The sequence below is a fragment of the Flagellimonas beolgyonensis genome (genome assembly GCF_003992615.1).
Lineage (GTDB): Bacteria > Bacteroidota > Bacteroidia > Flavobacteriales > Flavobacteriaceae > Flagellimonas > Flagellimonas beolgyonensis.
The window spans coordinates 589,381-601,236 of sequence record NZ_RZMY01000006.1 but is presented as its reverse complement, the minus strand read 5'-3'; the positions used below and the strand labels follow the sequence as shown (position 1 = coordinate 601,236).

Sequence of the window (11,856 nt, the reverse complement as noted above, 5' to 3'; positions counted from 1 at the left end):
TTGCGATGTCACACATCACAACGTAAAAAAGCATCTTTCAATGCCGCAATTTTGTCCTCCCATGTCACGATGAACTCCTGGGCCACGTAGCCTTTAAAGCCGGTTTCATGAATGGCACGGATAATGGCCGGATAGTACAGCTCTTGGGTCTCATCGATTTCATTTCTGCCGGGCACTCCTGCCGTATGGTAATGCCCAAAATACGGGTGGTAGTTTCGAATACTTCGGATAATGTCCCCTTCTTGGATTTGCATATGGTAGATGTCGAACAACAACTTAAAATTGTCACTGCCCAAATGTTTACAGAGCTCCACGCCCCATAAACTGTTATCGCACATATAATCGGGGTGGTTCACTTGGTTAAAAAGCTCCATTTGGATCACTACACCATGTTTTTCGGCCAAGGGTATGATCTGTGAAAGCCCATCCACGCAATTTTGCAGTCCTACATAATCGTTCATGCCCCTGCGGTTTCCACTAAAACAGATGAGGTTGGTATAACCGGCCTCGGCCACCTTGGGAATCATTTCCGTGTAGTTTTTTATGAGTTGTTCGTGGTATTTGGGGTCGTTCCAGCCTTCTGTCAAACTAATTTCGGCCCCATTGCACATGGAACAATGGATATCATATTTTTTAAGGAGTGGCCAATCTTTCGGGCCGATCAGATCAATGGCCTTGATACCCAGTTCGTTCAGGGTCTTCAAAAAATCTTCAAGCGGAATATCGGAAAAGCACCATTGGCACACGCTGTGGTTGATATTATTTTTCAATTTAAACTCTTTGGCCTGCCCTTCTTTAGCGGTCATGGCGGATGCTGCGGTTAGTCCAGCGGTTCCCATGGCTGCCGTGGCGATAAAATTTCTACGTCTCATTGTTCGGATTTGTTATCTGAAAGATAGTACTTTGGGCCTACAAATGGAAATAAAGCCCGATACAAAAGAACTTCTGGAACTGGCCCATTACAAAATGCCGTTTGGCAAATACAAAGGGCGTTTTTTGGTGGACTTGCCGTTACCTTATTTAGTGTGGTTCTCCCAAAAAGGATTTCCGGATGGAAAGCTGGGAAGACTTTTAAATATTATGCTTACCATTAAGGATAACAACCTGGAACCCATCATTCGAAAGATTCAAAAAGAATTTCCTAGAAATTCGTCCTGATTTCTGCGCCGCAATTTGTAACTTTACGCCCCGTAATAGAAGCTACAATATGTCACAGACCAAGTACATTTTCGTTACGGGAGGCGTTACCTCTTCCTTGGGTAAGGGAATTATCGCCGCATCCTTGGCCAAACTACTACAGGCCAGGGGATACCGGACCACCATACAGAAATTGGACCCCTACATCAACGTAGATCCAGGAACCCTTAATCCTTACGAGCATGGGGAATGTTATGTTACCGACGATGGTGCGGAAACCGATTTGGACCTTGGTCATTACGAACGCTTCTTGAACGTCCGCACTTCCCAAGCCAACAATGTGACTACGGGAAGAATTTACCAAAGCGTGATCGAAAAGGAACGCCGTGGTGAATTTTTGGGGAAAACGGTTCAAGTAGTGCCCCATATCACCAATGAGATAAAAGAGCGCATCCAATTGTTGGGCAAGAGTGGCGATTATGACATTGTGATCACGGAAATCGGCGGTACGGTGGGTGACATTGAGTCATTGCCCTATATTGAAGCTGTGCGCCAATTGCTTTGGGAATTGGGTGAGCATAACGGCATTGTAATCCATTTGACTTTGGTGCCCTTTTTGGCTGCTGCTGGCGAATTGAAGACCAAACCTACCCAGCACTCAGTTAAGACTTTGATGGAAAGTGGTATCAAAGCGGATATCTTGGTTTGTAGAACCGAGCATGATATTTCCGATGACATCAAATCCAAATTGGCATTGTTCTGTAATGTGCGAAAAGAAGCGGTGATCCAATCCATCGATGCTTCTACCATTTACGATGTACCCGTTTTAATGCAGGAAGAAGGACTGGATGCCGTAACCTTGGAAAAATTGGCATTACCCAATGATACCGAACCAGATCTGACCCAATGGAAAGAATTCCTGAAACGTCATAAAAATCCCAAAAACAAGGTGGTGATCGGGTTGATCGGTAAATATGTGGAGTTGCCCGATTCCTATAAATCCATACAAGAAGCATTCATTCATGCAGGTGCTACCAACGAGGTGGAGGTTGAGGTGCGTTCCATCCATTCGGAACATTTGTCAGTAAAGAACATCGATAAAAAATTGATGGGCTTGGACGGAATATTGGTCGCTCCCGGCTTTGGGGAACGCGGTATCGAAGGAAAGGTGAAGGCCGTACAATTCGCCCGTGAGAACGATATTCCATTTTTGGGCATCTGTTTGGGCATGCAAATGGCCGTGATAGAGTTTGCACGCAATGTGCTCGGATTGGAAGGTGCCAATTCCACGGAAATGGACCTTAACACCCCTTATCCGGTCATCAGTTTGATGGAGGAACAGAAGAACATCAAGCACAAAGGTGGAACCATGCGTTTGGGTGCCTGGGATTGTCATCTAAAAGAAGGCAGTGTGGCGGCCAAGGTATACGGCGCCTCAGATATTTCGGAACGTCACAGACACCGTTACGAATTCAACAACGAATACAAAAAACAGATGGAAGATGCCGGTCTGTTGGCCTCGGGTCTCAACCCGAAAACAGGTCTTGTGGAAGTGGTGGAGATTCCATCCCACCCATGGTTTGTGGGTGTACAGTACCATCCGGAATACAAAAGTACGGTGGCAAATCCCCATCCATTGTTCGTTGGATTTGTGAAGGCTGTCTTGGAGCATAAACTAAAACAAAAGAATGCCAGTTTGGCATAAACTGCGGTTTTGGGCATATATTTGCCAACTGATTTACCGTACTACTAAATAATTTTCATGGAAGAAAAGAAGCTGGATATCAATTCCATTATTGGATTTGTACTGATTTTTGGGATACTCATTTTTATGTTTTACCAAAATCAGCCCACCCCGGAAGAGTTGGAGGCACAAAAAGCTGAGCAGGAACAGGTGGAGGCCGCAAATAAAAAAACTGAAGAGGAAGCGACCAAAGTAACGCCAATTAAAGAAGAAGCATCCTTAAACCTGAACGATTCCACAGCGGTGGCCCAGTATAAAAGTACCGTAGGCGCTTTTGGGTTTACCCAAGCTACAGATGGTACCACTACCTTGGAAAATGAGGTGTTGTTGCTTGAAGTGGCCAACAAAGGGGGCCAAATTGTAGAGGCGAAGATGAAAAACTTTGTGACCTACGATTCAATTCCTGTGTATTTGGTGAAGGATGGAAATGCCAATTTCGCACTGAACTTTACCACTTCTGACAATAGGACCTTAAATACGGCCGATTTGTATTTTGAGCCCAGTTTATCCAACAGTGGGGATAACCACGTGCTTTCCATGAAAGCCAAAGTGGGCGAGAATCAATTTTTGGAATATCGCTATGAAACCAAACCCAACGACTACCTGGTCAATTTTACGGTACGTTCACAAGGATTGAGCGGTATCATCAATAGCAGTAAACCGGTTACCTTGGATTGGGATTTGAAAGCAATACGCCATGGTAAAAGTGTGCAGTATGAAAATCGCTACACCCGATTGACCTACAATCACGAAGATGGCAACATCAGTAAACTTTCCGAATCCAGTGAGTTGGATGAGGAAACGGAGTCCGACATCAAATGGTTGTCCTACCGACAGCACTTCTTTAGCACCATTTTGGCAACCGATGATCATTTTGAATCAGCCCAACTGAGTTCCAAAAATTTGGTGGAAGAAGAAAGCAAAGATATTCTGTTTACCAAGGAATACAGTACCAAAGCACCGTTGAAGTTGCAAGGAGGTGAGATTTCACAGAACATGTACTGGTATTATGGTCCGACAGATGTAAAGATTTTGGATGATTACAAGGAATTGGGATTGGCCGATTCCATTCCCTTCGGATGGGGCATTTTTGGATGGATAAACCGCTATGCATTTACACCATTTTATAGCTTCTTGAGCTCGTTTCTGCCTTTTGGTATCGCCATTATCGTAATGACCATTTTGGTGCGTTTGGCCTTGTCGCCGGTCACCTATAAATCGTACCTCTCCCAAGCCAAGATGAAGGTATTGAAACCGGAGATTTCCGAGATCAACGAGAAGTACAAGGACAATGCCATGAAAAAGCAACAGGAGACCATGAAAGTGTACAACAAAGCAGGCGTGAGCCCCATGAGTGGGTGTGTACCGGCGTTGATGCAGTTGCCCATTTTCTATGCGCTGTTCATGTTCTTTCCCACATCGTTCGCACTACGGCAAAAATCTTTTTTGTGGGCAGAAGATTTGTCTTCTTACGATACCATTTTTGAGTTGCCGTTCACCATTCCGTTTTATGGGGACCACGTGAGCTTGTTCCCAATTTTGGCATCGGTGGCCATTTTCTTCTACATGCAGATGACCACAGGCCAGAGCATGCAGATGCAACAACAGCCCGGTATGCCCAATATGAAGTTCATCATGTACCTGTCGCCGATCATGATGTTGTTCTTCTTCAATAACTATGCGAGTGGATTGAGTTTGTACTACTTCATTTCCAACTTGATTACCATCTTCATCATGTTGGCAATCAAAAACTACATTTTGGATGAGGAAAAAATCCACGCACAGATCCAAGAGAACAAGAAGAAGCCTAAAAAGGAGAACCGTTTCCAGCGCAAGATGCGTGAGATGATGGAACAGGCCGAACAACAAAAAAACACCGGGAAAAGATAAAATTTTGCTTTAATTTTTGGTAGCTGGTTAAACCTTTCCAAAAAAGGGAGGTCTTAGCGTTGTAACCATTAATTCAAGCATATGAAAAATCTAAAATGGGTGCTTTTGCTGTTTACCTTTTTGGCAATTGGTATTACTGACCATGTGGAGGCTCAAGTAGCCCGAAGGACAGGACAAGAACGACGTGTGGTACGAAGAAAGGTTCGCCGTCATAACCGTAGGGTCGTCCGCAGAACGTTGAGACGATTGCCGGACAATACCCGACCCTTGGTTTTCCGAAATGTAACTTATTATCCTGTGCGGGGCATGTATTTTGTACAACGTAAAGGGGTATATGTTCGCGCTTTTCCACCTAGGGGCTTCCGTTTGCGCACACTTCCTGCAGCCGCTATTGCGCTAACAGTTAGGGGATTGCGCTACCATTATGCCGATGGGGTCTTTTATCAGGAAAGCAATGGAGAATATGAGGTGGCCAAACCACCTGTGGGTGCTGTTGTCGCGAATTTGCCCGAAGATGCAGAAGAAATTGACTTTGATGGTGTGACCATGCATGAATTGAACCAAGCCGTTTACAAGGAAGTGGAAAATGGTTATGAAATCATTGAGGTGCTGGAAGACGAACCGGACAATTAAGGAAAGTTGGGTATGGGTATAAAAAAACTCCCTCAAGAATGTTGGGGGAGTTTTCCATTTGTTGGTTTAGTTTGGAAAGATTTGGGACTCCAAAGATGCATCAAGTTGGTTGCGAAAAAAATTAATAGTTGTCAAACCATTGGTTTTTGTAGTGAAAATAACTCCCTTTTGATGTGTCATCGATGAACGGTATTTCAAGTTCGATAAAAAGCCCCCATGGCAATCTGCCAAGGGGGCTTTCGTTCCACATTTCAATTAGTAAGTTGTGATTGTGAATTAGTTGGTGGTATCAGGAATCAATACGGTATCCACAACATGGATAACACCGTTGATAGCCTGAACATCCACTGCAATGACACCGATTCCCGTATTTCCGGCACCATCGGTGATATCTGCAATATTTTCTCCGGTTCCGGGCAAGGTGAAGGTGATGGCATCACCCTCCAATGTATTGGCTGTGGCGCCATTGGATAGGTCACCAGAACGCACATTGGCACCCGCAACAACATGGTGTTGTAGGATCGGAATCAAGTCAGCCTCAGCTGGGATGCTCGCCAAGGCATCAAATGCTGCATTGGTCGGTGCAAAAACAGTGAACGGATCACTGCCTGCGCCACCTTGGGCGGAAAGCACGCTAACAAAGTCTACGCTAGGGGTCAACTCCGTCAAGGCTTGTACCAATGTAGAGAAGTTCGGGTCGGCTGCGGCAAAAGTGACCACGGTAGGCAAGTCGATTACGGCATCCACCACATGGATTACACCATTCGATGCCACAATATCAGCGAGAACAACATCACTAGTACCATTTAAGGTTACCCCATCATCGGTGTTGATGTATAGGCTTAAGTTTTCATCAGCTGCAAATTCGGCAGCCGTGTTTACATATGAATTTTCCAAACCAGAAGAAAATGCAGCGGCACCTACAACCACGTGGTTGGACAAGATGGCATTCAAATCATTGCTGTTCGGATTGGTGAAAGCTGTGAAGGCATCATTGGTGGGTGCAAACACAGTGAAATCTTCATTTTCATCGGACAAAAGATCGGTAAAAGTGGTATTGCCTCCACTGGTCAAAGCGCCTACCAAAGATGATAGGTTTGGGTTGGCAACGGCATGCTCCACAATATTTGGAATATCGATTACAGCGTTCACCACATGTACAATACCATTCAATGCTTTTACGTCCGGTACTTGTACGGTTGACACCCCATTAAAGATAACATCCCCTGATGCATCGAAATATAGGCTTACGTTTTCGTCACCAGCTCCTACGGCCAAAGTTTTGGTGTATCCAGAACCCAAACCGGCCAAGTCGGTTGAAGTAACCTCGCCACTGATTACGTGGTTCAAAAGTACATTGGTCAAAACATCTACAGGAATATCACTCAACTGCGCACCGCCCAAGAAGGTTTCGAATGCTTCGTCGGTAGGGGCCAGCACCGTAAAAGGACCTTCACCCCTTAAAACAGTAGGTAAATCTCCGTTGGCGGCAACAAGGGCAGCTACTAGGTTTTCCAAATTTTCATTGCCCAAGGCCAAATCGGTGATGGGTACCAAAATAATATCGGCCAATTCATCCAAAATAGCTTGCGGAAGCAATACTTTATCAATAATATGTACCACACCGTTGGATGCTTCAACGTCTGGGGTAATCACCCTGGCGTCAACGGAAGTGGCATCTCCAATAAATACTCCACCTGTAGTGGAAACTTCAAGGGTTGAACCTTGTAAAGTGGTAATGGTCTGTCCATCACTTAGATCCGTGGAAAGCACCGCTGCTCCAGGCACCACGTGATAGGTCAAAATTACGGCCAATAGATCCTGCAATTGCTGGGAGCTGAAATCATCCAAGGAATCAAATCCATCCAATTGGGCCAACAAATCACTAAAGGCTTCATTGGTTGGTGCAAATACGGTAAACGGGCCTTCACCACTTAGGGCAGCTACCAAATCATTGTTGGCGCTTTCATCGGCTTTTTGCAGGGCACTCACCAAAGTACTCAAGTTTGAGGTCGCTTGGGCTGTGGCCACAATGTTCAATTCCACCTCCGGTGGGGCTGGATTATCGTCATCATCGGAACATGAGACAAAGGGTACAAGAAATAGGACTAAAGCTAGTCGCGCAATTTTTTTTAGAGTTTTCATGAGATTGTTGTTGTTAATGTTTTGTTTAACTGTTTAAAAATAAGTTTAAACATAAAAATTATCATTTTGTTTAACATTTTATTGAAAAAATTTAACAAAATACACTTTTTGATCAGGGCCAGCTAGTTGGAAATTGTCTTTTTCATTAACTAATAGGAGTGCTTTTTTCCTAAAGCTTTTCGTATTTTTGTAGCCTTAAATCATTGCAATGAAAAAGGTTGTTGTAGGGCTTTCCGGTGGAGTGGATTCCAGTGTTGCTGCTTATCTTTTGAAGGAACAGGGCTACGAGGTCATTGGTCTTTTTATGAAGAACTGGCATGATGATTCCGTGACCATTTCCGAGGAATGTCCATGGTTGGAGGATAGTAATGATGCATTGATCGTGGCTGAAAAATTGGGAATCCCGTTCCAGACCGTGGATTTGAGTGCCCAATACAAGGAGCGTATCGTAGATTATATGTTCAATGAATACGAAAGGGGCCGTACCCCTAATCCGGACGTACTTTGCAACCGTGAGATCAAGTTCGATGTGTTCCTTAAAATTGCCTTACAGTTGGGTGCCGATTATGTGGCTACCGGACATTATTGCAGGAAAGGCATCATCAAAAATGCAGATGGTACCGAAACCTATCAGTTGTTGGCAGGGAAAGACCCCAATAAGGACCAATCCTATTTCTTATGTCAGTTATCGCAAGAGCAATTGGCCAAAACGTTGTTTCCCATTGGAGAATTGTTGAAACCTGAGGTACGACAAATAGCCGCGGAACATAATTTGATCACTGCCGACAAAAAGGATTCCCAAGGGCTCTGCTTTGTGGGCAAAGTACATCTGCCCGATTTTTTGCAACAAAAGTTGAAACCCAAAAAAGGGGTGATCGTGGAAGTGCCCAGTACAGCCTCGCAATTTGCAGTGGCCACGCCCGAATTTCATAACGAAAAGGAGAAGTTGGCTTTTCAAGCTGCCAAACCGGAGTACTCCCTAGAGGATGGCAAAGTGGTTGGCGAGCATCAAGGGGCGCATTATTTTACCATTGGGCAACGCAAGGGATTGAACGTTGGAGGTACCAAGGAACCTTTGTTTGTGATCGAAACCGACGTGGATAAAAATATCATCTATACCGGACAGGGCAAGACTCATCCGGGATTGTTCAGACATACCCTTTTTGTGAAGGAAGATGAACTACATTGGGTGCGACCCGATTTGGTTTTACAACCGGATGAAACCATGGAAGTGATGGCTCGTATCCGTTATCGCCAGCCTTTGCAGCAAGCGACTCTCTACAAAGTAGAGAATGGATTGTATGTGGATTTTAAGGAAGCGCAATCCGCCATTACCGAAGGGCAATTTGTAGCTTGGTATGTGGGCGAAGAATTGGTAGGTTCTGGGGTGATTTCGTAACAACTTATTGTGTATCTCAGCGTCATTCTGAATTTATTTCAGAATCCTTTGAATATTATTTTTTATTTTGATGGGAAACTGAAACAAGTTCAGTTTGACCCATTGCAAAATTTAGGTAGAATACTTCATGCAAAATAAAATCACCCAACTTTTCGGTATTGAGTATCCCATAGTGCAAGGCGGCATGGTCTGGGCCAGTGGTTGGCGCTTGGCCTCAGCCGTATCCAATGCCGGGGGATTGGGGCTCATCGGGGCGGGTAGTATGTATCCTGAGGTTTTGAAGGAGCATATAGAAAAGTGCAAGAAGGCTACCGACAAACCTTTTGGGGTGAACGTGCCCATGTTGTATCCCGATATTGAACAGTTGATGCAAATTATCGTGGACCAAGGGGTAAAAATCGTGTTTACCTCGGCCGGTAATCCAAAAACTTGGACCACTTTTCTTCAGGAAAAGGGGACAACCGTGGTGCATGTGGTAAGCAGTGTCAAATTTGCCCTAAAAGCACAGGAAGCTGGGGTGGATGCTGTTGTCGCCGAAGGTTTTGAAGCTGGTGGACACAACGGTAGGGACGAGACCACCACCATGGTACTGATTCCATCCGTGAAGGAAAAAATTAATATTCCCTTGATTGCTGCAGGGGGCATTGCCACAGGGAGGGCCATGTTGGCCGCCATGGTACTTGGTGCCGATGGGGTGCAGGTCGGAAGCCGGTTTGTGGCGAGTCCCGAAGCTTCTTCCCATAATATCTTTAAACAATGGGTGGTCAATGCACAAGAAGGGGATACCCATCTGACACTAAAGGAATTGGCCCCTGTTCGATTGTTGAAAAATAAATTTTATAGCGATGTGCAAGCCGCTTATGCCAAAGGGGCATCGGTGGAAGAACTGAAAGCCTTGTTGGGAAGGGGAAGGGCAAAAAAAGGCATGTTCGAAGGCGATACCGAGGAAGGGGAACTGGAAATTGGCCAAGTATCGGGATTGATCCATGACATTAAGCCTGCTGCACAAATCGTAAACGATCTGATGGCGGAATTCCATGCCGCCAAAGCGGAAATTCAAGACTATTAGCACTTTGCGTTAAAAGTTTACGAAACTTTTGATACATTTACGCTGCGCAATGAGAACACTAATCCCCACACTACTCCTTTTTGTGCTCGCTCTGCATTGCCATGGGCAAGTGGAACGGGACAAAGCCCTTCATTTTTTGGGAGGAAATTTATTTGGTTTGGCCGGAGCCGGTATCGCTAAGCAAGCTTCTGATGGTAATCGTATTTGGACCTTTGTGGGTTCCGTGGCAGGAAGCACCCTGATCGGGTTGGCCAAGGAAACCGTTGATGCAGGCCAGAGCAACAATGGATGGGACAATGATGATCTCGCAGCTACCATTTTGGGTGGTGTAACAGTGGGTGTGACGATTGACCTTTTCGCTAAAAAGGATGATAAAAAACGGCTTCGTGGCAGCTATGCCCACCGAAAATCGAAAAAGAACAAACTACTGATTCCAGAGCCCAAAACGGAACTGGTATTCTTCGAAGGAAAGTTGCCCAGTTTGAATACACTCGGGCTTTCTTCGCAACTGGCGGATCTTAAATAAGCCCACGCGCCTTAATTTCCAAATATTTGTTGATGGTATTAATGGTCAGGTCCTCGGGCTTGGTCAAGATGGTTTGTATACCATGTTTGCGTAATTCGTTCACGATCAATTTCTTCTCATAAATGAATTTTTCGGCTATCGTCTGTTCAAAAATTTGATGGACCGTCTCCGCTTTTTGGGTGGCAAATTCATTCAGTTCGGTATTCTCGAAAAAAATCACCACCAAAAGGTGTTGCTTGGCCATGGCCACCAAATAGGGGAGCTGTCGGTGCAGCGCATCCAAGGTTTCAAAATTGGTGTAGAGCAAGAGTAGGCTGCGCTGGTTCAGGCTACGTTTCACATCCACATACAATCTGCTGAAATCACTTTCGATAAAATTGGTCTCCAGATTATAAAGCGTTTCCAAAATCAAGTTCATTTGTGAACTGCGTCGCTCTGCGACCACCCTGTTTTCGATTTTATCGCTGAAGGAGAACATCCCGGCTTTATCCTGTTTTTTCAAGGCGATGTTGCTGATCACCAAGGTGGCGTTGATGGCATAATCCAAAAGGCTCAGGCCGTTGAAGGGCATTTTCATTACCCGTCCTTTATCGATGACCGAATAGATAGGCTGCGATTTTTCATCCTGATATTGGTTCACCATCAATTGGCTGCGTTTGGCGGTCGCTTTCCAGTTGATGTTACGGATGTCATCGCCCAAAACATAATCCTTGATTTGTTCGAACTCCATGGTATGCCCGATCCGTCGGATTTTTTTCAAGCCATATTCGTGTAATCGGTTGGTGAAAGCGATGAGGTCGTATTTCTGCAATTGCAAAAAGGAGGGATAAACAGGCACTTCCTGTTCTTGGTCGAACCTATATTTTTTGGCCAAAAAACCAATCGGGGATATCGCGAAAACATTTAGGCTTCCAAAGGAATACACGCCACGTTCTGTGGGTCGAAGGTGGTATTGGTATAGTTTGGCCTGCCCCTTGTTCAGTTTACTTTGTAGACCAAAATCCCGTTTTTGAAATTGGATGGGAATTTCATCAATGATTTTTAGCGTCACTGGGAAGAGATAGGTGTTTCCTAACTGCAATTGAATCAAATTTTCATCCCCGTTGGAAAGTTTGTCGGTCAATATGCGATGGCCTTCAATTTTTCCCTTGGATGCAAAAAGCAAAAGCAGGTCGACCAAGAGCAGCAAACAGAACAAAAAGAAAAGAATCTTAAGGGCTCCATATAGATTGGGAACCATAAAGGAAACCACAAAGCCAGCCACTAAGGTCGTTAAGACCATGAAGAACCGTTTTTGAAGATATATGGGCCTA

General features: G+C 44.9%; 10 protein-coding genes. 7 read left to right on the top strand and 3 right to left on the bottom strand.

The window, feature by feature from the left end; all coding sequences use genetic code 11:
* Window positions 1-8: 8 nt before the first annotated feature.
* Complete coding sequence (locus tag EO131_RS06300; RefSeq protein ID WP_127019992.1) at window positions 9-872, bottom strand: hydroxypyruvate isomerase family protein; 864 nt, start codon at window positions 870-872, stop codon at window positions 9-11.
* A 43-nt stretch (window positions 873-915) separates the two neighbouring features.
* Between EO131_RS06300 and EO131_RS06295 the strand changes: the two genes are divergently transcribed.
* The 4 genes from EO131_RS06295 (at window position 916) to EO131_RS06280 (ending at window position 5,404) form a co-directional block, all read left to right on the top strand.
* The gene (locus EO131_RS06295; RefSeq protein WP_127019990.1) at window positions 916-1,158 is read left to right on the top strand and encodes a DUF3820 family protein; all 243 of its coding nucleotides are present in this window, start codon (window positions 916-918) and stop codon (window positions 1,156-1,158) included.
* A gap of 49 nt (window positions 1,159-1,207) precedes the next feature.
* Window positions 1,208-2,842 carry a CTP synthase gene (locus tag EO131_RS06290; RefSeq protein WP_127019988.1) on the top strand — a complete coding sequence of 545 codons (1,635 nt, stop codon included), beginning with the start codon at window positions 1,208-1,210 and terminating at the stop codon, window positions 2,840-2,842.
* Window positions 2,843-2,899: 57 nt separating this feature from the next.
* Complete coding sequence (gene yidC, locus EO131_RS06285) at window positions 2,900-4,771, top strand: membrane protein insertase YidC (protein WP_127019986.1); 1,872 nt, start codon at window positions 2,900-2,902, stop codon at window positions 4,769-4,771.
* An 81-nt stretch (window positions 4,772-4,852) separates the two neighbouring features.
* A complete protein-coding gene (locus EO131_RS06280; protein WP_127019984.1) occupies window positions 4,853-5,404 on the top strand; it encodes a DUF6515 family protein in 552 nt (183 codons plus the stop codon).
* A gap of 276 nt (window positions 5,405-5,680) precedes the next feature.
* Here EO131_RS06280 and EO131_RS06275 read toward each other — a convergent pair whose 3' ends face one another.
* A complete protein-coding gene (locus EO131_RS06275; RefSeq protein WP_127019982.1) occupies window positions 5,681-7,549 on the bottom strand; it encodes a fasciclin domain-containing protein in 1,869 nt (622 codons plus the stop codon).
* Between the two features lie 208 nt (window positions 7,550-7,757).
* On the opposite strand from EO131_RS06275, the gene mnmA reads away from it, so the two are divergent.
* The 3 genes from mnmA to EO131_RS06260 all read left to right on the top strand — a co-directional run bounded on the left by mnmA (window position 7,758) and on the right by EO131_RS06260 (window position 10,543).
* The gene (gene mnmA / locus EO131_RS06270; RefSeq protein ID WP_127019980.1) at window positions 7,758-8,948 is read left to right on the top strand and encodes a tRNA 2-thiouridine(34) synthase MnmA; all 1,191 of its coding nucleotides are present in this window, start codon (window positions 7,758-7,760) and stop codon (window positions 8,946-8,948) included.
* 127 nt (window positions 8,949-9,075) lie between these two features.
* Window positions 9,076-10,017 carry an NAD(P)H-dependent flavin oxidoreductase gene (locus EO131_RS06265; RefSeq protein WP_127019978.1) on the top strand — a complete coding sequence of 314 codons (942 nt, stop codon included), beginning with the start codon at window positions 9,076-9,078 and terminating at the stop codon, window positions 10,015-10,017.
* Window positions 10,018-10,066: 49 nt separating this feature from the next.
* Window positions 10,067-10,543, top strand: a complete 477-nt coding sequence (locus EO131_RS06260; RefSeq protein WP_206512850.1) for a YfiM family lipoprotein — start codon at window positions 10,067-10,069, stop codon at window positions 10,541-10,543.
* On the opposite strand, the gene EO131_RS06255 is transcribed toward EO131_RS06260, so the two are convergent.
* Window positions 10,536-11,825 carry a DUF58 domain-containing protein gene (locus EO131_RS06255; protein ID WP_164731627.1) on the bottom strand — a complete coding sequence of 430 codons (1,290 nt, stop codon included), beginning with the start codon at window positions 11,823-11,825 and terminating at the stop codon, window positions 10,536-10,538. The two genes, EO131_RS06260 and EO131_RS06255, sit on opposite strands and share 8 nt — an antisense overlap.
* Between the last annotated feature and the right edge of the window lie 31 nt (window positions 11,826-11,856).

Bases quoted from the DNA above. Each gene is read 5' to 3' on its own strand.
- EO131_RS06300 (WP_127019992.1), bottom strand. From the start codon at position 872: ATGAGACGTAGAAATTTTATCGCCACGGCAGCCATGGGAACCGCTGGA.
- EO131_RS06295 (WP_127019990.1), top strand. From the start codon at position 916: ATGGAAATAAAGCCCGATACAAAAGAACTTCTGGAACTGGCCCATTAC.
- EO131_RS06290 (WP_127019988.1), top strand. From the start codon at position 1,208: ATGTCACAGACCAAGTACATTTTCGTTACGGGAGGCGTTACCTCTTCC.
- yidC (WP_127019986.1), top strand. From the start codon at position 2,900: ATGGAAGAAAAGAAGCTGGATATCAATTCCATTATTGGATTTGTACTG.
- EO131_RS06280 (WP_127019984.1), top strand. From the start codon at position 4,853: ATGAAAAATCTAAAATGGGTGCTTTTGCTGTTTACCTTTTTGGCAATT.
- EO131_RS06275 (WP_127019982.1), bottom strand. From the start codon at position 7,549: ATGAAAACTCTAAAAAAAATTGCGCGACTAGCTTTAGTCCTATTTCTT.
- mnmA (WP_127019980.1), top strand. From the start codon at position 7,758: ATGAAAAAGGTTGTTGTAGGGCTTTCCGGTGGAGTGGATTCCAGTGTT.
- EO131_RS06265 (WP_127019978.1), top strand. From the start codon at position 9,076: ATGCAAAATAAAATCACCCAACTTTTCGGTATTGAGTATCCCATAGTG.
- EO131_RS06260 (WP_206512850.1), top strand. From the start codon at position 10,067: ATGAGAACACTAATCCCCACACTACTCCTTTTTGTGCTCGCTCTGCAT.
- EO131_RS06255 (WP_164731627.1), bottom strand. From the start codon at position 11,825: ATGGTCTTAACGACCTTAGTGGCTGGCTTTGTGGTTTCCTTTATGGTT.